General features: G+C 70.2%; 25 protein-coding genes. 7 read left to right on the top strand and 18 right to left on the bottom strand.

The features are described from left to right. Window positions 1–7: 7 nt before the first annotated feature. Complete coding sequence (locus OG747_RS32670; protein WP_405885806.1) at window positions 8–1,405, bottom strand: diaminobutyrate--2-oxoglutarate transaminase family protein; 1,398 nt, start codon at window positions 1,403–1,405, stop codon at window positions 8–10. 378 nt (window positions 1,406–1,783) lie between these two features. On the opposite strand from OG747_RS32670, the gene OG747_RS32665 reads away from it, so the two are divergent. Next, a complete protein-coding gene (locus OG747_RS32665; protein WP_405882953.1) occupies window positions 1,784–3,013 on the top strand; it encodes a trypsin-like serine peptidase in 1,230 nt (409 codons plus the stop codon). 214 nt (window positions 3,014–3,227) lie between these two features. Here the strand turns inward: OG747_RS32665 and hflX are convergent, their stop codons facing one another. The 6 genes from hflX to miaA form a co-directional block, all read right to left on the bottom strand. Beyond that, window positions 3,228–4,721 carry a GTPase HflX gene (gene hflX / locus OG747_RS32660; RefSeq protein ID WP_405882952.1) on the bottom strand — a complete coding sequence of 498 codons (1,494 nt, stop codon included), beginning with the start codon at window positions 4,719–4,721 and terminating at the stop codon, window positions 3,228–3,230. Window positions 4,722–4,932: 211 nt separating this feature from the next. Then, a complete protein-coding gene (locus OG747_RS32655; RefSeq protein ID WP_405882951.1) occupies window positions 4,933–6,459 on the bottom strand; it encodes a M1 family metallopeptidase in 1,527 nt (508 codons plus the stop codon). A 67-nt stretch (window positions 6,460–6,526) separates the two neighbouring features. Continuing rightward, entirely contained in the window at window positions 6,527–8,698 is a 2,172-nt protein-coding gene (locus OG747_RS32650; protein ID WP_405882950.1) for a RelA/SpoT family protein, read from the bottom strand. A gap of 559 nt (window positions 8,699–9,257) precedes the next feature. Continuing rightward, window positions 9,258–10,127, bottom strand: a complete 870-nt coding sequence (gene dapF / locus OG747_RS32645) for a diaminopimelate epimerase (protein WP_405882949.1) — start codon at window positions 10,125–10,127, stop codon at window positions 9,258–9,260. A gap of 66 nt (window positions 10,128–10,193) precedes the next feature. Continuing rightward, a complete protein-coding gene (locus OG747_RS32640) occupies window positions 10,194–10,772 on the bottom strand; it encodes a hypothetical protein (protein ID WP_405885805.1) in 579 nt (192 codons plus the stop codon). 108 nt (window positions 10,773–10,880) lie between these two features. Further along, window positions 10,881–11,819, bottom strand: a complete 939-nt coding sequence (gene miaA / locus OG747_RS32635) for a tRNA (adenosine(37)-N6)-dimethylallyltransferase MiaA (protein ID WP_405882948.1) — start codon at window positions 11,817–11,819, stop codon at window positions 10,881–10,883. Between the two features lie 525 nt (window positions 11,820–12,344). Here miaA and OG747_RS32630 point away from each other — a divergent pair. After that, on the top strand, window positions 12,345–12,611 hold the full coding sequence (locus tag OG747_RS32630; protein WP_405882947.1) for an antitoxin: 267 nt from the start codon (window positions 12,345–12,347) through the stop codon (window positions 12,609–12,611). A 206-nt stretch (window positions 12,612–12,817) separates the two neighbouring features. Here the strand turns inward: OG747_RS32630 and OG747_RS32625 are convergent, their stop codons facing one another. From OG747_RS32625 to OG747_RS32605, 5 genes are all read right to left on the bottom strand, one after another. Beyond that, window positions 12,818–13,537, bottom strand: a complete 720-nt coding sequence (locus OG747_RS32625) for a class III extradiol dioxygenase subunit B-like domain-containing protein (RefSeq protein ID WP_405882946.1) — start codon at window positions 13,535–13,537, stop codon at window positions 12,818–12,820. A gap of 34 nt (window positions 13,538–13,571) precedes the next feature. Next, entirely contained in the window at window positions 13,572–13,838 is a 267-nt protein-coding gene (locus tag OG747_RS32620) for a hypothetical protein (RefSeq protein WP_405882945.1), read from the bottom strand. A 39-nt stretch (window positions 13,839–13,877) separates the two neighbouring features. After that, window positions 13,878–15,404 carry a tRNA (N6-isopentenyl adenosine(37)-C2)-methylthiotransferase MiaB gene (gene miaB / locus OG747_RS32615; protein ID WP_405882944.1) on the bottom strand — a complete coding sequence of 509 codons (1,527 nt, stop codon included), beginning with the start codon at window positions 15,402–15,404 and terminating at the stop codon, window positions 13,878–13,880. A gap of 357 nt (window positions 15,405–15,761) precedes the next feature. Then, window positions 15,762–16,076, bottom strand: a complete 315-nt coding sequence (locus tag OG747_RS32610) for a putative quinol monooxygenase (protein WP_405882943.1) — start codon at window positions 16,074–16,076, stop codon at window positions 15,762–15,764. A gap of 106 nt (window positions 16,077–16,182) precedes the next feature. Next, window positions 16,183–16,557 carry a nuclear transport factor 2 family protein gene (locus OG747_RS32605; protein WP_405882942.1) on the bottom strand — a complete coding sequence of 125 codons (375 nt, stop codon included), beginning with the start codon at window positions 16,555–16,557 and terminating at the stop codon, window positions 16,183–16,185. A gap of 128 nt (window positions 16,558–16,685) precedes the next feature. Between OG747_RS32605 and OG747_RS32600 the strand changes: the two genes are divergently transcribed. Further along, the gene (locus OG747_RS32600) at window positions 16,686–17,504 is read left to right on the top strand and encodes a MerR family transcriptional regulator (protein ID WP_405882941.1); all 819 of its coding nucleotides are present in this window, start codon (window positions 16,686–16,688) and stop codon (window positions 17,502–17,504) included. Between the two features lie 579 nt (window positions 17,505–18,083). On the opposite strand, the gene OG747_RS32595 is transcribed toward OG747_RS32600, so the two are convergent. The 5 genes from OG747_RS32595 to OG747_RS32575 form a co-directional block, all read right to left on the bottom strand. Further along, entirely contained in the window at window positions 18,084–19,775 is a 1,692-nt protein-coding gene (locus OG747_RS32595; RefSeq protein WP_405882939.1) for a vanadium-dependent haloperoxidase, read from the bottom strand. A gap of 286 nt (window positions 19,776–20,061) precedes the next feature. Next, window positions 20,062–20,484 carry an ATP-binding protein gene (locus tag OG747_RS32590; protein ID WP_405882938.1) on the bottom strand — a complete coding sequence of 141 codons (423 nt, stop codon included), beginning with the start codon at window positions 20,482–20,484 and terminating at the stop codon, window positions 20,062–20,064. Between the two features lie 209 nt (window positions 20,485–20,693). Next, the gene (locus OG747_RS32585) at window positions 20,694–20,828 is read right to left on the bottom strand and encodes a hypothetical protein (RefSeq protein WP_405882937.1); all 135 of its coding nucleotides are present in this window, start codon (window positions 20,826–20,828) and stop codon (window positions 20,694–20,696) included. 297 nt (window positions 20,829–21,125) lie between these two features. Beyond that, on the bottom strand, window positions 21,126–21,914 hold the full coding sequence (locus OG747_RS32580) for an anti-sigma factor family protein (RefSeq protein ID WP_405882936.1): 789 nt from the start codon (window positions 21,912–21,914) through the stop codon (window positions 21,126–21,128). 25 nt (window positions 21,915–21,939) lie between these two features. Then, on the bottom strand, window positions 21,940–22,542 hold the full coding sequence (locus OG747_RS32575) for a sigma-70 family RNA polymerase sigma factor (protein ID WP_405885803.1): 603 nt from the start codon (window positions 22,540–22,542) through the stop codon (window positions 21,940–21,942). Window positions 22,543–23,558: 1,016 nt separating this feature from the next. Between OG747_RS32575 and OG747_RS32570 the strand changes: the two genes are divergently transcribed. After that, window positions 23,559–23,852, top strand: coding sequence for a plastocyanin/azurin family copper-binding protein (locus OG747_RS32570; protein WP_405882935.1), 294 nt, complete (start codon window positions 23,559–23,561; stop codon window positions 23,850–23,852). After that, window positions 23,852–24,172, top strand: coding sequence for a hypothetical protein (locus tag OG747_RS32565; RefSeq protein WP_405886107.1), 321 nt, complete (start codon window positions 23,852–23,854; stop codon window positions 24,170–24,172). Before OG747_RS32570 ends, OG747_RS32565 begins: the two co-directional genes overlap by 1 nt. 281 nt (window positions 24,173–24,453) lie before the next feature. Here the strand turns inward: OG747_RS32565 and OG747_RS32560 are convergent, their stop codons facing one another. Next, entirely contained in the window at window positions 24,454–24,654 is a 201-nt protein-coding gene (locus OG747_RS32560) for a hypothetical protein (protein WP_405882934.1), read from the bottom strand. Window positions 24,655–24,675: 21 nt separating this feature from the next. Between OG747_RS32560 and OG747_RS32555 the strand changes: the two genes are divergently transcribed. After that, window positions 24,676–25,281, top strand: a complete 606-nt coding sequence (locus OG747_RS32555; RefSeq protein ID WP_405882933.1) for a DUF6817 domain-containing protein — start codon at window positions 24,676–24,678, stop codon at window positions 25,279–25,281. After that, on the top strand, window positions 25,278–25,661 hold the full coding sequence (locus OG747_RS32550) for a VOC family protein (RefSeq protein WP_405882932.1): 384 nt from the start codon (window positions 25,278–25,280) through the stop codon (window positions 25,659–25,661). The genes OG747_RS32555 and OG747_RS32550 overlap by 4 nt, the downstream gene beginning before the upstream one ends. Window positions 25,662–26,138: the final 477 nt, after the last annotated feature.

The raw sequence follows: 26,138 nt of genomic DNA, 5'->3' as shown, positions 1-26,138 counted from the left end.
CCGGGCCCTATCCGGTGTGCTCACCGGACTCGGAACCCCTCGCCACCGCCCCCACCGCGTCCGCCAGCCGGTCGAGTACCGCCGTCGCCTGTTCGTCGCTGATCGTCAGGGGCGGAAGGAGCCGCACCACGCTGGCGCGGCGCCCGCCCAGCTCTACGATCAGACCTCGGCGCAGGCAGGCGCGCTGTACGGCGGCGGCGAGTTCGGGGGCGGCGGGTCGGGGGCCGTCCGCGGTGGCGCTCGGGGGTGCTTCGGGGTGCACCAGCTCGACGCCGATCATCAGCCCGCGGCCTCGTACGTCGCCGATGCAGGGGAACTCCGCGGCAAGTCGGCGAAGTTGAGCGAGCATACGGGCGCCCAAGGTCGCGGCGCGCTCGGCGAGTCCGTTCTCGCGGACATACGCGAGGGTCGCGGTGCCCGCGGCCATGGCGAGCTGGTTGCCGCGGAACGTGCCCGCGTGGGCGCCCGGTTGCCAGACGTCGAGGTCGTCGCGGTAGACGACGACGGCCAGCGGCAGACTGCCGCCGATGGCCTTGGACATGATCATCACGTCCGGGGTGATCCCGCTGTGTTCCACCGCCCAGAACGCACCGGTCCGGCCGACTCCGGTCTGGACCTCGTCCGCGATCAGGGGAATGGAGTGCGTCGCGGTGATCTCGCGCATCCTGCGCATCCAGTCGTCGGGCGCGGGAATCACCCCGCCCTCGCCCTGGACGGGTTCGAGGATCATCCCGGCGGGGCACGGCACACCCGATTTGGTGTCGTCGAGCACGGACTCGGTCCAGCGCGCGGCGAGCTCGGCGCCGTACTCGCCGCCGATGCCGAACGGGCAGCGGTAGTCCTGGGGGTAGGGCAGGCGCGCGACCCGCACCTCGGTCGCGCCCCCGGATGCTTCGAGCGCCCCCGCGGTCATCCCGTGGTAGGCGCCGGTGAACGCGAGCATCCCGGTTCGCCCGGTCGCCGCGCGCACCAGCTTGAAGGCGGCCTCGACGGCGTCCGTACCGGCCGGTCCGCAGAACTGCACCCGCGCGCGCTCGGCGAACTCCGGGGGCAACGTGCGGAACAGTTCTGTGGTGAAGGCATCCTTGACGGGCGTGGCGAGGTCGAGCACATGCAGCGGCGCCCCGGAGTCGAGGACTTTCCTGATCGCCTCCAGGACCACCGGGTGATTGTGTCCGAGGGCCAGGGTGCCCGCACCGGAGAGGCAGTCGAGATAGCGGCGCCCGTCCGCGCCCTCGATGGTCAGCCCGCGCGCCCGCACGGGAACGATCGGCAGGGCGCGCGCGTAGGTGCGCGCCGCCGACTCGCGCGCCGACTGGCGCCGCAGAATCCCCTCGTGCGCCGCGCGCGCCCCCTCGGGCACCCCGGGCGGACCGTCTCGCCCCTCTTGCCCGGACTCGGACACGCCTTTCCGCGTCTCCTCGGGCTCGCGCCCCACCGGCACCACCGCAGACTCGGTCACGGCCACGACTTCAGGTCCTCCCGCTGTCCAGAGGCGAGTTGGGAGCGCAGGCGGCAGGTCCCCCGTACCTACCAACGACGCAACGCGCTCAGGGAAGCGGGTGAGTCGAAGATCATTGCCGTGACGGAACCGTTTCCGTTCAGTCGGGCGTCCCCCACAGCGAGCGCATAGTGTGTGGTGCCGTTCAGCGATACCGAACGATCACCGGTTCCCACCGGGCGATCGGCGCCCGTGGTCCCGTACGGCCCCTACGTCCCGTACCAAGGGGTTCCGGATCGGCTGATCCTGACAGATTCACTTACGTCCAGGGGGAGTTGCACCATGCGATCCATACGCCCGTCCTTCACCGCTCGTCGAGGGAGGGGCGCGCGCCGCGGAACCTCCCCCGTGCTGGCCGCCGTCGGCCTCACCGCGGCACTGGCGTTCACCGCCACTGCCTGCAACTCGGGTGACAGCACGGCGAGCGGTCAGCCGAGCGCGTCTGCGTCCCAGAACGGCGACGACAAGATCAAGATCCCGGACGACATCAAGAAGAAGCTCAAAGAGCACGGGATCGACATCGACAAGTGGAAGAACGGCGCCTGGAAGAACTGGAACAAGGACGACTGGCTGCGCGAGGCCAACGACTTCGTCAACCCCATCATCAAGGGGCTGTGGGACCCGGACCGGATGCGCGGCGCCGACGACCCCGACAAGAACAAGGGCGTCGACGAGAACGACCTCTCCGGTGACCAGGGCGTCACCGACCCGACCCCGGCCCCCGTGGCGGCGAAGGCCGTGAGCGCCGCCTACCACGACAGCGTGCCGGAGGCGGGCAAGGTGTTCTTCGACTCCCCCGAGGGCACGATGGTCTGCTCGGCGACCGTGGTCGAGGACCCCGCACACCCGGGCAAGTCGAACCTCGTGTGGACGGCGGGCCACTGTGTGCACGCCGGCAAGAAGGGCGGCTGGTACCGCAACATCGCCTTCGTGCCCGCGTACAACAACGCCGGCAAGACGGCCGCGCAGCTGCAGAACGCCCCCCGGGACGAGGTCGCCCCGTACGGCGTCTGGTGGAGCGACGGGGCGCAGACCTCGGACCAGTGGATCGCGCAGGGCGGGTCCACGGGCGGCCAGGGCGCGTCGTACGACTTCGCGGTCCTGCATGTCATCCCGGAGAAGGGCGGCAACGGCAAGTCTTTGGAGGAGACGGTCGGTTCGGCGCTCCCGGTGAACTTCAACGCCCCGGCCGTGCCGAAGGTGCCGGGCATCACGGCGACCGGCTATCCGGCGGCGGCGCCGTTCGACGGGCAGAAGCTGTACCAGTGCACCGACAGGCCGGGCCGGCTGTCGATCGCCAAGGCGGATCCGACGATGTACCGCATCGGGTGCACCATGACCGGTGGTTCGTCCGGCGGCGGCTGGGTGGCGACCGGGCCGGACGGCAAGCCCGCACTGGTGTCCAATACGTCGATCGGCCCGGTCAGTGCGGGCTGGCTGGCGGGTCCGCACCTCGGCGCCGTGGCCAAGGGCGTGTACGACTCGGTGAGCAAGAAGTTCGCAGGCCAGTGAGGCGAACCTGCGCGCGCAAGGGCGCCCAGGCGCTCTACGACAACATGAACAAGCAGTACGGCGGCCAGTAGGCGCCGCGCTCACCCACACAGGGCGAAGGCCCGCCCCCTGGAAAGCGCCGTGAAAGGGGGCGGGCCTTCGCCCTGGTACGTCCGGGCCCGCAGGCCCTGAGAACCTGCGGGCCTGAGGAGCTGCGGGCCAGAGGAGCTGCGGGCTAGAGCGCCGGTGCCGGAACGTACGGCGCGAGATCCGCCGCCAGTTCCTCGTGCACCCGCACCTTGAGCAGCGTGCCCTCCGGGGTGTGCTCCTCGGAGATCACCTCGCCCTCGGAGTGGGCGCGCGCGACCAGCCTGCCGTGCGTGTACGGCACGAGCGCCTCGACCTCGACCGACGGGCGCGGCAGCTCGTTGTCGATGAGCGCGAGCAGCTCGTCGATGTTCAGCCCCGTGCGGGCAGAGACCGCGATGGAGCGCGTCTCGATCCGCATCAGCCGCTGAAGGACGAGCGGGTCGGCCGCGTCCGCCTTGTTGATCACCACGATCTCGGGCACGCCGGTCGCGCCCACGTCGCGGATGACCTCGCGCACGGCGGCCAGCTGCTCCTCCGGCGCCGGGTGCGAACCGTCCACCACGTGCAGGATCAGGTCGGAGTCGCCGACCTCCTCCATCGTGGAGCGGAACGCCTCGACGAGGTGGTGCGGCAGGTGCCGTACAAAGCCGACCGTGTCGGCCAGTGTGTACAGCCGCCCGCTCGGGGTCTCGGCCCGGCGCACGGTCGGGTCCAGGGTCGCGAACAGCGCGTTCTCGACCAGCACGCCCGCGCCCGTGAGGCGGTTGAGCAGGGAGGACTTGCCGGCGTTGGTGTAACCGGCGATGGCGACCGAGGGCACCTTGTTCCTGCGGCGCTCCTGGCGCTTGATCTCGCGGCCCGTCTTCATGTCCGCGATCTCCCGGCGCATCTTCGCCATCTTCTCGCGGATACGGCGCCGGTCCGTCTCGATCTTGGTCTCACCGGGACCACGGGTGGCGAGGCCGCCGCCCTTGCCGCCGCCCATCTGACGGGACAGCGACTGACCCCAGCCGCGCAGCCTCGGCAGCATGTACTGCATCTGCGCGAGCGCGACCTGCGCCTTGCCCTCTCGGGACTTGGCGTGCTGGGCGAAGATGTCGAGGATCAGGGCCGTACGGTCGATGACCTTGACCTTGACGACGTCTTCGAGGTGGATCAGCTGGCCGGGGCTCAGCTCACCGTCGCAGATCACGGTGTCGGCACCGGTCTCCAGGACGATGTCCCGCAGCTCGTTGGCCTTGCCGGATCCGATGTACGTGGCCGCGTCGGGCTTGTCACGGCGCTGGACGACGCCGTCGAGCACGAGCGCGCCCGCGGTCTCCGCGAGGGCGGCCAGCTCGGCGAGTGAGTTGTCCGCGTCCTGAATGGTTCCCGTGGTCCACACACCGACGAGGACGACGCGCTCCAGACGGAGCTGTCGGTACTCGACCTCGGTGACGTCCTCGAGCTCGGTGGAGAGGCCCGCCACACGGCGCAGGGCCGCGCGCTCGGAGCGGTCGAACTGGTCGCCGTCCCGCTCTCCGTCGATCTCGTGGCTCCAGGCGACGTCCTCTTCCATCAGGGCATCGGCCCGAAGACCTTCGGGGTAGTTGTGCGCGAGGCTCTGCGCGTCCTGGGAAGGGGAAGAAGAGGAGGTCATTGGATCCTTACGTCGATGGGGATACCGATACGTCACTGGTGGCACCGGTGACGTCACTGGCGATACCGATTCGGCGACGGACACCGCCCGTCAATGAGAACAACGTCCGAGACGACCGGGAGATTCCCGGATTCCGCCGGGCCAACCCTCTGCGGGGCCGCGCCGCCGACCTGAAGATGTTCGCACGGCACGGCCCGTCTCGTCACACGAGTTATCGGGCGCCCTTGCGGGCCTGCGGGGCGTCGCTCTTCCAGTCCGGGTGCCCGGGCATCGGCGGCGTCTTCTCGCCGTACAGCCAGGCCTGGAAGAACCCGCTCAGGTCGCGGTTCCCGATCCTGGAGGCGAGCCGCTCGAAGTCCGCGGTCGAGGCCGTCCCGTCCCGGTGGAGGGACACCCACGTCCGCTCCAGTCGCTCGAAGGCCGGGTGTCCGATCTCCTGGCGCAGCGCGTACAGGGCGAGCGCGGCCCCGTCGTAGACGTTCGGCCGGAAGATGCTGATCTTCTGGCCGGGCTTGGGTCCCTTGGGTGCCGCGGGGGGCCCACCGGCGGCCCGCCAGGAGTCGGAGGCACGGTAGGCCGCCTTCATACGGGTCTCCATGGGCTTGTCGCCCTTCTCTTCCGCGTACAGGGCCTCGTACCAGGTGGCGTGTCCCTCGTTGAGCCACAGGTCGGACCAGACGCGCGGGGTGACGCTGTCGCCGAACCACTGGTGCGACAGCTCATGCACCATGATCGACTCGATGTACCACTTCGGGTACGCGGGCTCGGTGAAGACGTCTCTCTCGAAGAGAGAGAGTGTCTGTGTCTCCAGTTCGAAGCCGGTCTGCGCCTCGGCCATCAGCAGCCCGTAGGTCTCGAATGGGTATGGGCCGACCTTGCTCTCCATCCAGGCGATCTGGTCGGGCGTCTTCTTGAGCCACGGTTCGAGCAGCTCGCGGTCCTTGGTGGGCACGACGTCGCGGACGGGGAGGCCGTGCGGGCCGTCGCGGTGCAGCACGGTGGAGCGGCCGATGGACACCTGGGTCAGCTCGGTGGCCATGGGGTGTGCGGTGCGGTACGTCCAGGTGGTGGACTTTCCGGCCCGGTCCACTCGGGTCGGCAGTCCGTTGGCCACGGCCGTGTACCCGTCGGGCGCGGTGACGTGGATGGTGAACATGGCCTTGTCCGAGGGGTGGTCGTTGCACGGGAAGACCAGGTGCCCCGCGTCGGCCTGGTTGGCCATGGCGAGCCCGTCCTTCGTCCGCACCCAGCCGCCGTCCCCGTTCCCGGCGCCGACCGGATCGCTCGAGTGCCGCACGGTGATCCGCATCCAGCCGCCGGCGGGCACCGGCTCCTTGGGCGTCACCACCAGGTCCTCGCCGGCACTCGTGAACGTCGCCGGCGCCCCGTTGACCTCGACCGATCCCACCGCGCCGTGCGCGTAGTCGAGATTGATGCGTTCGAGCCGCTCGGACGTCACGGCGTCGATCGTGGTGACGGCCGCCAGCGGCTTGTCGTTGGTGCCGGGATAGGTGAAGGAGAGGTCGTACGAGGCGACGTCGTACCCGGGATTGCCCAAGTACGGGAAGAGGCGGTCGCCGACGCCGAGGTGCGTGGCCGGGGACGGGGCGCTCGCGGCGATGAGGCAGACGGAGACGGCGGAGGCGAGGAGCGCCGCCTTGATACGCCGGTGCCGGCGGCCGGAGGGGAGCAACGCCGCGCCGATACGGCGATTCGTGGGGCGGGGGGTGAGCAGCATGCACCACGGCTACCAGCGCGCACCCGTCCTGCGGTGACGACTCGCGCCGGGCCCACCCGAACGGGTACTACTGCGCGGCGGCCGCCGCGTGCTGCGCCCGGCTCACGTCGTACACGCCCGGCACGTTCCGCATCGCGCGCATCAGCCCGGGAAGGTGGGCCGCGTCCGGGAGTTGCAGCGTGTACGTGTGGCGTACGCGCTGCTGGCTGGGGGGTTCGACGGTCGCCGAGACGATGGCGACGCCCTCCAGGGCGATGGCTTCGGTGAGGTCGGCGAGCAGATGCGGGCGCCCGAAGGACTCGGCGACCAGCGTGACCCGGCACTCGGTGGTGTCGCCCCAGCGCACTTCGACCTCCGCACGCCCCGAGTTCTTCATGCGCGCCACTCCGGCGCACTCCACCCGGTGGACGGTCACCACTCCCCCGCGGACGGCGAAGCCGGTCACCTCGTCGGGCGGTACGGGCGTACAGCAGCCGGCGAGGCGTACGGAGGCGCCGGGCTGGTCGACGACGGCGTTCGCGGCGGCGGGGCGGGCCGCGGGCGCGTCGGTGGGGCGCGCCGGTGTTTCCGCGGACGGCCGGGGGCCCGCGGCGGGGTTTTCGGAGGCTTCTGAGGCCTCCCCATCGCTGGGTGAGGGGTGCGCGGCCAGCCAGCGCTGGATGGCGATCCGCGCGGCGGGCGTGTGCGCGTGCTCCAGCCACTCCCTGGAGGGCTCCGAGGCGGGGTCCTGGCCCATGAGGAGCTGCACGGTGTCGCCGTCCCTCAGGACCGTACTCAGCGTCGCCAGGCGGCCGTTGACGCGGGCGCCGATGCAGGCGTGCGCGTCCTCGCCGTACTGCGCGTACGCCGCGTCCACACAACTGGCGCCCTCGGGAAGGCCCAATGAGCCTCCGTCGGCGCGGAAGACGGTGATCTCGCGGTCCTGGGCGAGGTCTTCGCGCAGCGTGGACCAGAACGTGTCCGGGTCCGGGGCGCCCTCCTGCCAATCGAGGAGCCGGGAGAGCCAGCCGGGGCGGGTGGGGTCCACCCGCTCGCCGTCCGCAGGGCGCTCGCCGTCGCCATCCGTCTGCTCCTCCGAAGGAGGAGCGTAGGGATTGCCGAGTGCGATGACCCCGGCCTCGGCGACCTTGTGCATCTGGTGGGTGCGGATGAGGACTTCGGCGACCTCGCCGTCGCCGCTCGCGACGGCCGTGTGCAGCGACTGGTACAGGTTGAATTTGGGGACCGCGATGAAGTCCTTGAACTCCGAGACGACCGGCGTGAGGCAGGTGTGCAGTTCGCCGAGGACTCCGTAGCAGTCGGCGTCCTCGTTCACGAGCACCAGGAGGCGTCCGAAGTCGGCACCGCGCATGGGGCCGCGTTTGCGCGACACCCGGTGCACGGAGACGAAGTGCCGGGGCCGGATGAGGACTTCGGCCTGGATACCCGCCTCGCGCAGGACCACACGCACCTCTTCGGCGATCTCAGCGAGCGGGTCGCTGTCGCGCGCGGCGTTGTCGACGATCAGCTCTCTGGTGTGCTCGTACTCCTCGGGGTGCAGGATCGCGAAGACGAGGTCCTCGAGCTCGGTCTTGAGCGCCTGGACGCCGAGGCGTTCGGCGAGCGGGATCAGCACATCCCTGGTGACCTTGGCGATGCGCGCCTGTTTCTCGGGGCGCATCACGCCGAGGGTCCGCATGTTGTGCAGCCGGTCGGCGAGTTTGATCGACATCACCCGGACGTCGTTGCCGGTGGCGACGAGCATCTTGCGGAAGGTCTCGGGCTCGGCGGCGGCCCCGTAGTCGACCTTTTCCAGCTTGGTGACGCCGTCGACGAGATAGCAGACCTCGTCGCCGAACTCCTCGCGTACCTGATCGAGTGTCACTTCCGTGTCCTCGACGGTGTCGTGGAGCAGGGAGGCAGTCAACGTCGTGGTCTCCGCGCCGAGTTCGGCGAGGATCAGGGTCACGGCGAGCGGATGGGTGATGTACGGCTCACCGCTCTTGCGCATCTGGCCGCGGTGCGAGGACTCCGCCAGCACGTAGGCCCGGCGCAGCGGCTCCAGGTCCGCGTCGGGGTGGTGGCCGCGATGCGCCTCGGCGACATGGCCGATCGCGTCGGGCAGCCGGTCGCGGGCCGCCGTACCGAGCAGCGCGGCCCGGCCGAGGCGGCGCAGATCGATCCGCGGACGGCTCTTCCTGCGGTGCACTTCGGGCGTTGCAGGGCCTGGCGTCGCGGGGTTCGTCGCCTCCGCACTCATGGGCACCTCCGGCTGCGTAGACCGGCGGACGGGGTGCCCCATGGCGTACACGGCTGAGGGGTTGGTGTCGATCCCCCGTCCGGGCCGGTGCTTGATGCTACCGAGCCCACCACGCCCGGCTGACCGCCTCTCGCCGAGCGTGAAACGGATCACCCATTCGAGGGAAGGTTCAGGGGTTTACGGTTGCGAGGTCTTGGAAGGGGCGGGAGTTGGCCTGCCGAGGGGAGGCCTGGGCACGCGGGGCGCGGGGTACCTCGCGCGAAGGGCTGGGCAGGTACGGCTTGGGATGCCACGTGCGAAGGGCCGCGCGGGCAAGGCCAGGAGTCACGCAAAGGCCGGGCGGGCACGGCCGGGAAGTCGCAGAGAGGGCCCGGCGGGCAGGGTCAGGGAGTCGTACGGAAGTCCGGCAGGCTCGGCCTGGCGAACCACCCGGAGGCCTGGCGCGCGCGGCAGCGAGCCGCGAGAAGGTCCGCGGGGACAACCACGTCGAGCGATACCGCTGCGCCAACGCTCACCGGAACCCGCGCCCCGGAACCGGCGCCCGCGCCAAGCCGTCCGTTCAGAGCCCGACTGCGTCCAGCCACTCCGCGTCGATCTCGCCCTCGGCGACGATCACCGCGGGGCCGGTCATCTCGATCTCGCCGTCCGGGCGCTCGGTGATCACCAGGCGTCCGCCGGGCACATCGACCGTGTACGTCGCCGGAGCCCCGGTGACGGCCGGGTCGGCGCTGTCGCGGCGGGCCGCGGCGACGGCCACGGCGCACGCGCCCGTGCCGCACGAGCGGGTCTCACCGACGCCGCGCTCATGGACGCGCAGGGCGACGTGGTGCGGGCCGCGGTCGACCACGAATTCGACGTTCACCCCGTCCGGGTATGCCGACGCCGGGCTGAACGGCGGCGGCGCGAACAGATCGCCGGCCTGGTCGAGGTCGTCCACGAAGGCGACGGCATGCGGGTTGCCCATGTTGACATTGCGTGCGGGCCAACTACGCTCGCCGACGCTCACGGTGACGTCCCCTTCGGGGAAGACCGCCTTGCCCATGCCGACGGTGACGTCTCCGTCCTTGGCGAGGTGGACGCGCTTCACACCCCCGCGCGTGGCGACCGCGATGTCTCCCTCGGCCGCGTGTCCGGCGCGCTGGAGGTAGCGCGCGAACACGCGCACTCCGTTGCCGCACATCTCCACGGTGGAGCCGTCACCGTTGCGATAGTCCATGAACCACTCCGCCTCGGCCGCCATCTCCTTGGCCTCGGGGTGCGCGGCGGACCGTACGACGTGCAGCAGACCGTCGCCGCCGATGCCCGCGCGGCGGTCGCACAGGGCGGCCACGGCGGCCGGGGGCAGGTCGATGGCGTTCTCCGGGTCCGGGACGATCACGAAGTCGTTCTCGGTCCCGTGGCCCTTGAGGAAGGCGATCCGCGTGCTCATTCCTCGATCGTACGTGCTCGGTCCGACACCCCGTTCCCGGCGGGGCCCCGGCGCGGACGGGGAACCTCAGCGCAGGCGGGCGACGCGCCAGACGGCGAGCACCGCCACCGCCGCGACCACCACGACGTACGCGAGCACGACGCGCCAGTCCAGGCGGCGCCCGGAGCCACGCGGCGGGAGGCCCGGCCAGGTGTAGCCGACCCGGCGGGCGGCCATCATGCCCCAGCCCGCGGCGCAGCAGCAGATCAGCAGGCCGAGCATGGCGACCACGGCGCCGCCGTCACCGAACTCGAAGGCGAGCGGGAAGGCGAACATCAGGGAGCCCGCCGCGGCCAGGATCACGATCGGCGCGAGCTGCCAGATACGCAGTCTGCGCTGCGGGCGCAGCTCGACCTCGACCTCGGGCTGCGCCATCTCGTCCGGGCTCGGCCCGTCGGCGGTCACGCCACCGGGAGGCTCGTCGGGCCCATCAGAACTCAGCGGGTCCCCGTCGAGGCTCGGCCGATCCCTGTCGAGGTCCCTGTCGAGGTCCCTGTCGAGGTCCCTGTCGAGGTCGCGCAGTTCCTGCGCTTCCTGCGGCTTCTGCTGCTCCTGCGCGGTGTCGTGCTCCGCGTCCCGTGCGGTGTCGCGAGGGCCGGCCTCCATCGCCACGCGCCCTCCCAACTCGGACTCCACTTGGTCGATCGAAGCTCGATGATGGCACGGAGCCGGAGGCCGGGACGGCGGCCGGAGCGTCCCGATGCAATGACGTGATCAGGCTGTAACCGGTCGTTCGACCAACGTCAGGGCGAGCTGCGGGAGTTCCATGAGATCCGCCGCGGCGCCGCTCAGCCAGTGCACGCGGGGATCACGCCGAAACCATGAGTCCTGGCGGCGCGCGAAGCGTTTGGTGGCGCGTACGGTCTCGGCGCGCGCCTCGGCGTCGGTGCACTCTCCGGCGAGCGCCGCGAGCACCTGCTGGTACCCGAGGGCGCGCGATGCCGTGCGCCCCTCGCGAAGGCCCTGCGCCTCCAGCGTGCGCACCTCGTCGACAAGCCCCGCGTCCCACATCCGGTCGACGCGGCGCGCGATGCGCTCGTCGAGCTCGGGGCGCGCGACGTCGACGCCGATCTGGAGGGTGTCGTAGACGGAGTCGTGGCCGGGGAGGTTGGCAGTGAAGGGCTTGCCGGTGATCTCGATGACCTCGAGGGCACGGACGATACGGCGGCCGTTGCTGGGCAGGATCGCGAGCGCGGCCTCCGGATCGGCCATGGCCAGACGTGCGTGCAGCGCGCCGGAGCCCCGCAGCGTGAGTTCCTCCTCCAGCCGGGCGCGTACCTCGGGGTCGGTGCCGGGGAACTCCAGGTTGTCGACGGCCCCGCGGACGTACAGCCCGGAGCCGCCCACCAGGATCGGCCAGCGGCCCTCGGCGAGCAGTGCGTCGATGCGGGCGCGGGCGAGCCGCTGGTACTCGGCGACGCTGGCCGTGACGGTCACGTCCCAGATGTCCAGGAGGTGGTGCGGGATCCCGCCGCGCTCCTCGGGCGTCAGCTTGGCGGTGCCGATGTCCATCCCTCGGTACAACTGCATGGAGTCGGCGTTGACGACCTCGCCGCCGAGGCGTTGGGCGAGGAAAACGCCTAGATCGGACTTTCCTGCCGCGGTCGGTCCGACGACGGCGATGACCCGCGGGACGGGAGGTGCGCTACTCACTGCCCCAGTCTCGCAAACCTCGAGGCCTCTCCTCGAACGAGTTACGTGACGCCACGGGGTCGGGGTCGTTGCCTGTTGCGAGGTTCCAGCCGCCGGTTTTCGAGGACCGGTGACCCGGGCGACGCAATGGGACGCACCGGGTGACGCGGAATTTCGCCCTCACGAGTAACGTATGGAGTGGATATGGGCGTTTTTGCACGACTTCTCAGGAGGTCGAAGGCTACGGAGGAGGCGTCAACCGCCGAGGCGCAGGCCGCTACACAGACGGCCGACACCGGTGCGGGAGTGGCGGAAGAGACGAAGGGTCCGTCTGAGGGCTCCGCGAACTCCGAGGGCTCAGGGGAACCCGAGGGTCCCGAAAGCCCCGAGCGCTCCCTGGGCGAGGGTGGGGCCGCGATGGAAGCCGCGGAGGCCGCCGCGACGGAGGACGTCGAGATCCCCCAGCAGCAGACCGCCGAGAAGGCCGCCGACAACGAGGCCGACGAAGGCGCCCATACGTAACCGTCCTGCGAGGGAAGGTGAACCATGGGTCTCCTGGACCATTTGAAAACCAGACTGGCGCCCGCCAAGGACAAGGTCTCGGACCTCGCGCAACAGCACGGGGAAAAGGTCACCCACGGTCTCGACAAGGCCGCGAAGGTGGTCGACGAGAAGACCAAGGGCAAGTACAGCGACAAGATCCAGACGGGCACGGGCAAGGCGAAGGGCGCCATGGACCGACTCGCACACAAGGACAGCGGCGGCACCATGCCTCCGCCCCCGGACGCGCCCCCACCGCCTCCGACTCCCTGAACGGTGTGCACCGGAACACACCGGTGTAGACCGGAGAAAATCCGCACACACGATGTGTGCATACACCAAATCTGCACACATCAATCTGTGCACATCGGCGGACGGCCGCGGAGCGCATCCGGCTCCCGGCCGTCCGCCGTGTTCGGGCTCTGCTCCCGGCCGTCCGCCGGTTCGGGCTCGGCTCCCGGCGACTTCCGTGGCGGGCTCTACGACCAGGCCGCCACCATATACCCCACCCCGTACGGCGCGTCCTCGTACAGCAGGGCACCGCCCAGACCCGCGCCCTCGGCCGCGCCCGCGAGGACCTGCCAGGGGGCGCGCCCGGAAACCTGCAGCTCGTGCGCCAGCTCGGCGTCCAACGCCTTCAGGGCCGCCACGTCCGCCGCGCCCAGGGCCCGCGCGACCTCCGCGTCGAAGCCCGCCGCACGCTCGTCGAGATAGCCGGGCGCCTTGAGCGTCCGGCACGCGCTGGCGTCGCCCATCACCAGCAGGGCCACCCGTCCGGCCTGCCCGGCGATGTCTCCTCCGGCCTGGACGCACCGCTCGGCCACGAGAGGCTCCCCCACGCCGAGACCTTCGACCGGGGCGTCGGACCATTCCGTACGCTCCAGCAGCCAGGCGGCGACGGCGAGCGAGGGGGGAAGCCGACGGTCCATCGCCCGGGGAAGCGACGCCACTCCCCCGAGACGTACGTCGAGATCGACGCCGAAGCCGCGGAAGGAGCCCCGGGTCCCCTCCGAGTAACTCCCGCGCCCGCTCGGCTCGGCGGGGCCCACGACGACCAGCAGATCGGGGCGCGAGGCGGCGAGCACGCCCAGCGCGTCCGTGCACGCGGCACGCGCGGCGGCCAGCTCGGTCGCCGCCCCGGCGGCGACCTCGGGGACGAGCAGCGGCGGACAGGGGCAGACTGCGGCGGCGACAAGCATGATCGGCAGCGTAACCCCGGGCGGCGGCCGAGTGTCACTCCTCGATGAGGACGTCCGTGAGATCGATGACGGTGAGCACCAGCACCACGAGCTTGCCGCCGCTGATGACGTACTCGATGAACAGATTGCGCGACAGGGCGATCTCGCGAGTCGTCTCGTCGGCTCCGACGGGACGCGAGTGCTGCTGCCGCGGGTCGGTCACCAGTGCGGCAAGACCTCGCTCCAGCAGATCCCGCCGCTCGCTGGGCAGACCGTCACGCACCTGGACAGCCCGCTCGGTGAACTCAACGCTGTACGGCAACGCGTGCCGCTCCTTCCTGCCACGCGGTGTGCAAGGAGGTCAGTCGCTCCCGCATCCACTCACCACGACCGGCAGCGGCTCCGGGGCGCCGATCCTCGGCAGCCCCAGCATCACGCCCGCCGGCTTCGCCGCCTGAGCCGCGTTGCGCTTCTCCCAGGCGTCCCCCGCGTGCGTGCGGCGCACGTCCAGGACGGCGCCCTCGGCGAGCAGGTGGTGCGGGGCGGCGTACGTGATCTCGACGGTGACCACGTCGCCGGGGCGGACCTCTTCGTCGGGCTTCGTGAAGTGGACCAGCCGGTTGTCGGGGGCGCGGCCCGAGAGACGGTGCGTGGCGCCGTCCTTGCGACCCTCGCCCTCGGCGACCATCAGCTCCAGGATGCGGCCGACCTGCTTCTTGTTCTCGTCCCAGGAGATCTCCTCCTGGAGGGCGACGAGACGCTCGTAGCGCGCCTGGACGACCTCCTTGGGGATCTGTCCCTCCATGGTGGCCGCCGGGGTGCCGGGGCGCTTGGAGTACTGGAACGTGAAGGCCGCCGAGAAGCGGGCCTCGCGGACCGCGTGGAGGGTCTGCTCGAAGTCCTCCTCCGTCTCACCGGGGAAGCCGACGATGATGTCGGTGGTGATCGCCGCGTGCGGGATGGCGGCCCGGACCTTCTCGATGATCCCGAGGAAGCGGTCCTGGCGGTACGAGCGGCGCATCGCCTTCAGGACGGTGTCCGATCCGGACTGCATCGGCATGTGCAGCTGCGGCATCACGTTCGGCGTCTCGGCCATGGCGGCGATGACGTCGTCGGTGAAGTCACGGGGGTGCGGGGAGGTGAACCGGACCCGCTCCAGGCCCTCGATCTGCCCGCAGGCCCGCAGCAGCTTGCTGAACGCCTCGCGGTCGCCGATGTCGCTGCCGTACGCGTTGACGTTCTGCCCGAGCAGCGTGATCTCGGAGACGCCCTCGCCGACCAGTGCCTCGATCTCGGCGAGGATGTCGCCGGTCCTGCGGTCCTTCTCCTTGCCGCGCAGCGCCGGGACGATGCAGAAGGTGCAGGTGTTGTTGCAGCCGACGGAGATGGAGACCCAGGCCGCGTACGCGCTCTCGCGGCGGGTCGGCAGCGTGGAGGGGAAGGCCTCCAGGGACTCGGCGATCTCGATCTGCGCCTCCTCCTGGACGCGGGCGCGCTCCAGGAGGACCGGCAGCTTGCCGATGTTGTGCGTGCCGAAGACGACGTCCACCCAGGGCGCCTTCTTGACGATGGTGTCGCGGTCCTTCTGGGCGAGGCAGCCGCCGACGGCGATCTGCATGCCGGGGCGCTTCGTCTTCATCGGGGCGAGGCGGCCGAGGTTGCCGTAGAGCTTGTTGTCGGCGTTCTCGCGTACGGCGCAGGTGTTGAAGACGACGACGTCCGCGTCGCCGTCCGAGCCCTCGGGCGCCCGCACGTAACCGGCGTCCTCGAGGAGCCCGGAGAGCCGTTCGGAGTCATGGACGTTCATCTGACACCCGTAGGTGCGGATCTCATACGTCATAGATGAACGAAGGTCCACTGTCTGGCTCCGGCCGCTGCTACTGGTCATGGCTCAAGGGTAGGTGCTTCCGGGAGAACCCCAGGCAGCACTTCAGCGCCCGTCGGTGGGTCAGTCTGCGAGGGCGTGTGACACCTCCCACTGGACCGGGCGAACTCGGCGTTGGTTGCCTTGAACTCGGTGGCCAGGTGCCGCAGCGTCTTCTCCCCGTCGGCCACCGGGCAGACGACGCACGCAGCGCACGGTGCCCCAGGCGTGGATCAGGGAGGCGGCTGCGATCTTGGGCGTCCGTGCGCCGCGTGCAGCACGATCTGCGCGCGCATCCGCAGCCGGTGCTCGGTCTTGTGGCCGTAGCCCATCTTCTCAAGCCGGTGGCGCTCGGCGGCGGTCCCGTCCTGACCTGGGCTCTCAGCGCGCTGCGATGCCCTGGCCCTGGTAGATCTCGTCGTAGTAGTGGATCACCATGGGGCGGGTGAGCATGGCCTCGAAGGTGGAGGTGAAGCCGTGTGCGGTGCGCCAGGCGAGATAGTCGGTGTAGTTGTGCGCCTCCGTCCACTGGGTCAGACCCGCGACGTGGTCGGCGTCGCTCTGGTCGCGCAGGATGCGGATCTCTTCGCAGCCCTCGTGCTTGAGACTCTCGCCCAGGATGTCCAGCAGCAGTTTCGCGACGTCGTCGCCGCGGCCGGGCTGAGCAAAAAACTCGGCGGTGACCACTGTGCTCATGGGGATGTTCCTTCCGCGAACGGTGTCGACGCCGGCCCGCCACCGGGAGCGGCCGACGGGGCTTTGAGGGCGGGGCAGCGCAGTCGGCCACCCCGAGGGCCTGCCTTCAGTAGGGAGCCGGCTCGTTGCGCACGATGATCAATGAGGTGATCTTGCCGTCGGCGACTGTGAGGTAGTTGGTGAGAACCAGCTCGTCGGGCAGGTTCGTCTTGTCGTACTCGCCGTCGTAGCGTGCCCGCACGATCGTTACAGTGCCGTGGCGCGCGACCTCGGTCACGTCCATGGTGACCTTGTCGTCGACCAGTTCGCGGCGCGCCCAGGCGCGGATCGAGGCGGTGCCGACGAATTCGCGGCGCGCGTCGTTGACCAGGGCATCGTCGCAGAAGGTCGCCATGATGGCATCGGTGTCGAAGGCGTTGACCGCCGCGATGTGAGCGGCGACGACGTCGGGCAGTACAGCGGGCTGGTCGATGGTGTTCAAGGGGGCTCCTTCGATGACCTCGGCACTGTGCGGTGCACGCTGCAGACGTTGGGCCCTACCTCCACGGGAGAGTCAACCGGGGGTCTTCTGCTGGACCCTCCGGCAGGGGGAGGGTTGATACTGGCGCCATGCACACACGCCTGACGGTCGGCGAGTTCTCCCGCGTGACCCATCTGAGCGTCAAGACGCTGAGGCACTACCACGAGGTGGGGTTGCTCGCGCCGGCCGATGTCGACCGGGGTACCGGCTACCGGTACTACTCCCTGGACCAGGTACCGACGGCACAGGTAATCCTGCGCCTTCGCGACCTGGACATGCCGGTGGCGGATGTGAAGGCCGTGCTGGCCGCAGAGGACGTGAGCACGCGCAACGAGCTGATCAGTGCGCATCTCGCACGCTTGGAGGACCGGCTCGAACAGGCCCGGAGCGCCGTCGAATCGCTGCGCGAGCTGCTGGCCCGCCCGAAGCACAGTTCGGCCATCGAGTACCGCACGGTCCGCGAGCAGCCGGCGATCGGGATCCGCGAGGTCGTCGACCGACAGGACGTGGTGAGCTGGTGGCAGGGCGCCCTCGGCGAGCTGCACGGCTTCGCCACGGCCCGGGGACTGCGCCGCACCGGCCCGATGGGCGGGCTGTTCGCCAACGAGCTGCTCCAGGACGAACGCGGTGAGGCGCTCGTGTTCGTCCCTGTCGACGGCGATGCGCGCCCTGTCGGCCGGGTCGACGCACTGGTCGTGCCCGGCGCGGAACTCGCGGTCGCCGTCCACCGCGGACCCCTGCACACCATCGATCTCACCTACGGTGACCTGGGCACCTACGCCGCACGCCACGAAATCAGCGTCGACGGCCCACTGCGCGAGTACTACCTGCGCAGCCCCCTCGACGTGGCGAGGGACGACGACCTGGTCACGGAGGTCGGCTGGCCCATCTTCCGCTCCGCCGGCTAGCGGTGGTCCGATGGCGCCGGCGGGGACAACAGCGGACGCCGCAGTCCGGGCCGGGCCCGCAGCCCGGCTCCCCCTCGAAGATCCACACCCGGCCACCGGCAACGACCCGCCCAGGGAAACGGCCCCAGGGACATCGGCCTGCGGCCGATCCTGCCTCGCCGGACGGCGGGTGGGCCCTACCTGTGGCGGCAGTGGTCACTCGGCTGTGAGCTGCTTTGGGATGTGGTCGGCGGTTCGAAGCTCCTGCAGACCCGGGGGGTGTTGAGGTACCTGCGGGGACTCCGAGCAAGGCCCCCGACTGCGGGTCCGCCGACAGTGACATGGGCAGGCCCGCGCTCGGCGACGTGGGGCGGCCCGGCGGGTCCGACCGCGACAGTCATTCAGTCAGTGCGTCGCGGTGATAGGAAGCCAGGGCTTCTTGCGGGCGGACATCCGGCCTGCCGGCCAGTAGCTGCGGGCCCTCGGCGCAGAGGATGGCCGCTCTCTGAGCGTGATCCGAGCCAGTGGTACCCGATGCGCCGGGACCACTGGCTTCTGGCCACTGCCATGCTGTGCATGGCAGTCGCGCGGCGGGGGCGGTCAGAGATGACGCGCCACGAAATCGGCCACCTGGGTGCCGAGTTGCTGGCCCGCGCGGTTGTCGAGGGAGGTGTGCTGGCCGGACCAGATCCGGCTGAGCCACGCTTCGGTGGCGGCGTCCTGGAAGCCGGCGAAGGTTCGGGTGACGCCCTTCGATGTCACCGCGAGATGATGCCGCGCACCGTAGAACCCGGCGAGCGTCGTTGCCGCAGCCTGGCTGAGAGCGCCGTGAGCGCCGGGATAGGACGGATCCGGTGCGGTCGGCAGCAGGGGGGTCCAGTTGGGATCGCCGACGATGCTCGGGTTGTAGTGCGTACCGCCGAGCCGGATGGCGGTCACGGGCCGCCATACGCGATAGGCGTACTTGGCGTCGTACATCGCGATTGTGGTGTCGGCGAGGGACAGGTCGAGCCGGGCGAAGACCTTCACCGCCTTCTCCAGGCTCGCGTTCTGGGAGGTGACAAGGCCCTGCGCGACCTGGTTCCAGACGTTCCAGACGGGTGCCGCCGCCCAGAACTTCGCGGCTGCCGTCTGATCGGGGGTGCGGGTGGTACTGGTCTTGCTCCCCAGGCTCTTGACCTCGTTCAAGGCGGTGGCGTAGGCGGCGCCGCTCACGGCCGGCGGCGGTGCCGGGCGGAACTGGCGTCCGCTGGCCAGCACGAACGGCTTGACCGAGCCCCAGTTGGTGAACACCGGTGCCGGGAAGTTGGGAGGGGTGGGCCGGTAGTCACCGGCCTTGTTGCCGGGGCGGAACCGCGGCGGCTCGGCTGAGGACCCGTCGTGGGACCGCAGGCTGATCAGTCGGCGGGCGACCGCGGCTCCCACACCAATGCCCGCCTGCTTGCCCGGGCCGCCCGGAATCGCGGACAACTGGCTGCTCAGCAGCTGGTCCACGCCTGCGCGCTTGGCCGGGTACAGGGCGACCAGCACATCGTGGGCTGCCTGGTCCGCTGCGGCATCCGCACGAGCGCCTCCTGGCGCCGACACCGAGAACACGTAGGCGGGGCCGGCCCGGGTGATCGATACCACGGCGTCGTACTCGGCGGCCTGGAGAAGCGCGAAGCTGCGCGTGGGCTGGACGGTGGACGGCTGCGCCTTCGGATCGCCGAGGATGGTGATGAGCTCGCGGTTCCACTCCACGACCGACATCCCCGACCCCGTCGCGGCGGTGCGCAGGGCCGGCGAGTGAGCGGTGGTGGACCCGAAGGCCGGGCTGGTGAGTCCGGCTGCCAGCACGGTTCCGGCAAGTATGGCGAGTGTCTTCTGCTTTCCACCCATGTTCTGTGGCTCCTTGTCGCTGGTGGTGGGCTGTGGCAACTGGCGGTCATGCACGTGGCTCATCTGGGCCGGCCACGCGAGCGTGATGGTGTCGGGGTGGTGCGGGCCGGCCGCCGGGTCGGGATGGCGGCGGTCGTGGAGGAGGAGTTGTTCGGCGGTTTCTGCGACCGGGCCGGGGCCTGGGTCGTCCAGGGCCATCCGGTCCATGAGGGCGGTCCGGCGTAGCAGCCAGGCGCGTTCGGCGGCCGTCGCATCGATGGGGGGCCGTGCGAGGGGCCTGGCCTGGCGGCCGTCGCGTTCGGCTCCGAGGGCGAGCACTTGGTGCATCTCGCGGCGCAGATCTGGCGCATTCGTATATGCCTCGTGCGGGGGCGGGGCGTCGATGCCCTTGCCGCTGTTCGGGGTGACGTCCACGCTCACACCTCCGCCGGTACGCAGGGGCCGGCGCCGCAGCGTTGACACAGCACCGTGTCGTGGTGGGGGCCGCCGTGATCGAGGGCCGATGGGTGTGCCGTGGACCGCATGGGTACGTGGACCGGGCCCGGGCAGCCGTCGATGGGGCACGGCTTGTGGGTCGCGAAGGCCCACTCGGCGGGTGCGTCGGGTGACCCGGCGCCGCGGTCGCCCCCGGTAGCCCGTCGCTGTGCTGCAGTGCCGGCCCCGGCAGGGGGTCGCAGCTCGTGCGGAGCGTACGGTCCGGTCATGGCGAGCACCTCAGGCAGGCGCGGACTTCGCGGCCGCTGCGTGTCTGGTGGATCTCGGTCGACTGGGCGAGGTACTGGACGATGCCGGTGCCACGGCCGTGTTCGTCGGGGGCGATGTCGGGGCGATGGCGTTCCACGTCCGCGCCGGAGTCAGTGACCACAATGTGCAGAGTGTCGTGGTCGAGGGCGAGCAGCAGGGTCATGCGCTCATGGCCGTACTGGGCGGCGTTGGCGGCGAGTTCGTCGACGATGAGAACGGCGGAGTCCCGCTCGCTTGCGGGAACACTCCAGGTCTCCAGCAAATCGGCCGCGAAGTGACGGGCGGCGGAGACGTGCGCCTCCTGCGCCGGCAGGGTGCGCAGTGCCTGGCGGCGGCAGGGCCGGCCGAGCAGTGAAGTCGGGCTGGCGGAATCGGTCACAAACATGGTCTTCTGGCTCTTCTGTGGATTGGCTGAGACCGGAACGGGGTGACCGCACATAATTTCGGGGGCGGTCGGTAGGCCGGATCCTGATCCTGCGTGGGCGCGCTCACTCAGTTCCACGGACGACGCATGCCGAACGGTTCGAGCTATTCGCCTCTTTTGTTCGGATTCTTGCGAGTCATATCAATGTCGGCGCCTGTCTGGGCTCAGCCGCCTCTGCCCAGAGCTCGCTGCCGCACGGCCGGACCGGGCACCGGCAGCTCGGTCCCCTCGCCCGTGGTCTTCCGGACGGCCTGCGAGAGCGTCGCGCCGTAGAGCGGGACGGACATCGCTGCCCGCATCTCGGCTGGGTCGCGGTCCTCGGCGTGCAGACGTACTGGATCCTCTTCTCCGGGCTGTACGGACTCCGGGGAAAAAGAAGAGTTGTGCACGCCCCGTCGGCCCACTCACCCGGTCCACCGGTCTTGAGGCCGCCCGGTTGTTGTCGACTGCCCGGGGGCCCCTCTCCGCTGAGGGCCCGGCCTTTCGAAGGCGACGTCTTCTTGGCCTCTTGTGCCACCATGCGCTCACGCCCGGCTGCTGTCGTCATGTCACCGGGCGGCCGGGCCGTCCCGTGACATGACCGCCATGGCCTGGCCTCACGCTCGGATGGTGACCAGCTTCTGACCGTTGCCGGCGAGGATCTCAAAGTGCTCGATGGCTCCCGGAGACATGGCAACCGCCCCTGGGATCGTGGTGCCGGGAGGGTATTCGCCTGCCCGCCAGGTGGCGCCGTCCGCCCTGGCCCCGCCGGGCCCGACCGCCTGCAGCCGGCAGGTGATTCCGGCGGGTGCCTCTCTGGCGGAGATCTGCAGGACACTGCCCCAGGCAGAGGGCGAGACCTTCACCGAGGCGGAGACGCCGGTGGTGGGATCGCTTCCGGAGAAGGTGCGCAAGGCAGCCGGCGCGGTCGGCCCAGGCTGCGTCGCCTGGCTGCCCACGGATCCGATGGCCGCCAGCCATGTGCCGCCAACCGCTGCCGCGATGAACGTCAAGGAGGCGGCGGCGCCGGCCAGTTGCAGACGCCAGGTCCTGCGGCGCCGGGCCGCGGCCTGCTGGAGCAGCCTCTCCAGCACACCCACCTCGGGCGCCTGCGGCACCGCAGGCACGGCGGGCCGTTCGGGCAGGGAGCCCTGCGCGTTCTCGGCTGCCCGCGCCACCAGCCGGTCGGCCAGGTCCCCACCGGCCGCCGGCACCGTCTGGCCTGCGGCTTCGGCCGCGGTCACCGTCGCCAGCAGCGCGGGCAGTCCCGCCAGCTGGGCGTGTTCCGCCTGGCACTCGGTGCATACCGTGAGGTGGGCGCGCACCTGCTCCATGTCCGCCGGGGGCAGCGTGCCCAGGACGTATCCTCCCAGCGCCAGCCGGAGGGCCTCGTGGTCCGCGCTCATGGTCGCCACCTCCTCCATGCCACGGTCATGACTCGATGCCCCGTTCCTGCAGCGCCAGCCGCAGGGCGTGCAAGGCGTAGTACGTCCGCGACTTCACGGTGCCCAGCGGGATGCCCAGCACCCGTGCGGCCTCCACCATGGTCCGGCCCCGGTAGTAGGTCTCCAGCAGGACCGCGCGGTGATCCGGGGACAGTGTCCGGACAGCGTCGGCCACCGCCCAGCTCTGCAGTGCCTGCTCGATCTCGTCCTCACCCGGCGTCTGCTCGGCGGCCCGCTCCAGCACCTCGCCGCCGACCTCGGCCGGCCTGGCCTGCCGGGCCCGGTGGGCGTCGATGACCAGGTGCCGGGCGACCGTACACAGCCATGCCCGGGCCGGGCCGCGTGCGGGCTCGAACGCAGCGGGATGCTGCCACGCTCGCAGCAACGTCTCCTGCACGACATCCTCCGCCCATTGCCAGTCTCCCGAGGTCAGTCGCAGCACGTAGTGGAACAGGGCTCCTGCGTGCTCGGCATACAGAGTGCGAAGCAGTTCCTCATCTGCGGTCGAAAGGGTCCCTCTATCAGAGACACGGTGCGCGGAGCGATCCGGATCGGTCCTTGGACCACGCTTTCGGGAACTCCAGGGCATAAGACGATCACCGCGCATATGCGCGGCTTCGTCCTGTACGAGCAGCTCGGCGCCGGTCACGCTCTGTGAGTGCCGCGGGTGGCACGTCCTTGCGGCGTTACGGCCTCGCCAGGATCAAGCATGCGCAGGACCCGGGGTCGGCTGATCTGCGGCGATCCCAAGAGGTCTCGCAAAAGGTGCGTATCCACCGAACCGCAGGACCCTCACCGTCCGTGGAGCCGAACAAGAACCGACTTACGCGCAACTCCTCATCGCTTCCCCATGCGGCAAAGGATGGAACAGAGGTGACCGAAATGCACCACGCGACGCACGCGCTCTCGCCACCGGCCACACTCACCCCGCCCCCGTGCATCGAAGCCGGTGCCACCTTGCAGCCCCGGCCTGTGCCCAGCACACACCGCGGCGACGGCCCTACGCACAGCGATCAGGGGCTGCGCGACCACCGGGGCAGAGCTCCATCCGGGCCAGTGTGCGCATCACCCGTATGGGCGACGCCGACCTGCCCCGAGTCACTCGCGGCTGCCTGCTCGGGGGAACTGCCGCGTGCCGCCTGCATCTTCGTGGCGCGGCAGGGCGGATGCGCAGCGCGGGGCACGTCGAGGCGGGCAGCCGGCACGGGGCAGCACCCATGCTCGTTCGCTGGGTCCGTGAGGGACACGTGCCCATGAACACGCCATCCACCACACACATCCCGGCGGTTGCGTGCGCCCGAGCTGGCGCAGTTCCTGTCTCCGCCTGATCAGTGAGGAACGGACACCATGTACTTGAACCTTCGCCCACCAGGTCGGCGATCACGTGCTGCGGCCGGGCTGGCCGTCGCCACCATTGCCACTGCCGGTGCGCTGGGACTCCTCAGCTCATGCGGCCAGTCGTCGCATTCCTCGTCCATCGGGGCCGGCGCCATCACGCCCGGTCCGGGTCAGCATCAGACGGCTGGAATGCCCGGTGCCACGGGGTCGGGGAAAACGGTGGGCTCCGCTCCCGGCGCCTCCCCGATGCCCCACATGAGCATGCCCATGAGTCCCTCGAGCACGGGCGCGGCGGCCGCGCCGGTGACCGGGAATGCCGTGGCGATCAAGAACTTCGCATTCTCCCCGGCCACGCTGAAGGTCAAAGCGGGCACGACGGTGACGTGGACGAATCAGGACACCGACGCCCACACCGTCACCAGCGCCGGATCGGGCGGCCCCTTGCATTCGGCCGCCCTGGCCACCCACGCCACCTACAGCTACACGTTCACCAAGCCCGGCACCTACGGCTACCTCTGCACCATCCATCCGTTCATGACCGCCACCGTGGAGGTGACCTGATGACCGACTACTACGACAGTCACGACGGAGCACCGGCCGACGACGCCGGTCAGCCTGAAACCGAACACGGTATGACTCGGCGTCAACTCATCCGGCACACAGAGTGGTTCGGCGGCGCGGTGGTGCTGACCGTGGCCAGTGGAGAGGTGATCAGCCACATCGCGGACTCCCGCGACACCAACGCCGGGGCCGCCGCCGGGGCCGTCGCAGCGGGAAGCGGCGCGCTGCGGTTCGTGCAGGTCTCCGACAGCCATATCGGGTTCCAGGGCCCGGCGAAATGGACGTGGCCGGCTCATTCACCGAAGCGATCGACCAGGTGATCTGCGCCATTGCCCTGCCAATCGGTGAACTCAGATCGACCGGCTCCGTCACACTGATCAGGTTCTTGCCACGCACCTGACACCACTTCACCAGGGCCGCGAAATCCGCGACCGACCTCACGAAACGATCCAAGCGTCAGAATGCCAGACCGTCCCACTCGCCCGGACGATTCAGCCACTTCCCCAACTCGGACCGTTTCCATGGCGGGTACTTGGACGCCGACACATCAAGGTCCTCGGCCCAGCCGACAATCACGGCATCATGCACAGCAGCCCAGCCCTCAATATGCCGCCGCTGCACCTGCGGAGACGTAACCGGTACCAGCGCGCCAGGTCGGCAGGTTCTCGCAGCCGTTGGAAGTTGCCCCTCCAGAGCGCTCGCCCACCGTCGCCACGAAGGCCAGACACAGGCGGCCCGAGCGGAAGTTGAATCCGAACTCCTCGGCGGGCACGTCGCCGGGTGGGGTTGCCTGCCCTGTCACGTCACGAGTACAACTCGTGACGTGACAGGTGACCATGACGCACGCCAGTGGTCGCGCATCGAAGCATTTCTGCGCGCCCGGGGAGCCGCCGGGATGCCACATCCGGGCGGCACCCTGCTGGAACACCTGGGCCGTGTCCGGCGGCTGCTCGCCGACTGGGGAAACGATCCCGCGGTCCAGACGGCGGGGATGTGTCACGCCACCTACGGAACCGACGGTTTCGACCAGTACCTGCTGCCGGTCGCCGAGCGGGCGACCCTGGCGGAGCTGATCGGCGACCGGGCCGAGGCACTGGTCCATCTGTACGCGAGATGCGACCGCGGTAGCGCCTATCCCCGGATCGGGCGCGATCGGCCGGTGGTCTTCCGTGATCGCTTCACCGGCCGCGAGCACACCCCCGCCGACGCGGACCTGCGGGCGTTCATGGAGATCACCGCCGCCAACGAGCTCGACGTACTGGCCCACAACGAGGAACTGGCCGAGCGGTACGGCCCGTACCTGTACCGATTGTTCGCCGGAGCGGGCGACCTGCTGTCCGCCGCGGCCCGGGAGGCCTGCATCCGGCAACTCGGCCCGCACACCTCCGCTCCTGGACCACGGATCACCGGACTCGATCACCTGGATTGACCGTCGCCGACGTCGAACGCACCATCGCCTTCTACCAACGCGTCCTGGGGATGCGCCCGGTCACCTTCGGAGAAGGCCGCCAGGCCCTGGCCTTCGGAACGAGCAAGATCAACCTGCACGAGGCCGGCCACGAACTCCTGCCTGGCGCCGCTCACCCCACCCCCGGCAGTGCGGACCTCTGCCTGCTCACCGATGCGACACAGAGTCAGATCCTCGACCACCTGGCCTCGTGCGGCGTCCCCGTGGAAGAAGGCCCCGTACCGCGTACCGGTGCTCAAGGACCGATCACCAGCACCTACCTGCGCGACCCCGACGGCAACCTGATCGAGATCAGCACCTACGAGACGGCCGCCGGGACCGGCGACCGAGCAGGCGGATGAGGCGAAGGGCGGGCCCGGACGGTCGCGAGCCTTCGACCGGCAGCACGGCCACAAACTCCGAAAGGCTGGACGCCTGGGGCGGCAGCCACCCTCGGAGATACCGCCGGTAGTGACCGGCGACCGGACGGCGCAGGTCCGCCTCCGCGGACCCCTCACCGGTGAGTTCGAGAGAGACTCGATGGGGCTCGCCCGCCATGCATAGCGGCCTGCCCAGCGCATCGAATCCGCAGTTGTACTCGGCAGGCGTCTCCCACCATTCCTCAGCGAGCGCTACGTCCTTGAAGACATGCATGTGGAACTCGTCATCGAAGACGATCACAGGGCCTACCGGCGCAGTCATGCCCGGAGTATCGCGGAAGCCCGCCTTGCGCCCATATCCGGTAAGTGCAAGTGCGCCGCCGGACGCCTGAAACCACTCCGAACTGGGCAACCTCGGCGACTGAGACCACTCCGACCCCGGCAAGCTCGGCGGCCAAG

Source organism: Streptomyces sp. NBC_01384 (assembly GCF_045040035.1).
In the GTDB taxonomy this organism is placed as follows: Bacteria; Actinomycetota; Actinomycetes; order Streptomycetales; family Streptomycetaceae; genus Streptomyces.
Note: the sequence above shows the minus strand (reverse complement) of the source record. Positions and strands in the feature narration are given on the sequence as shown.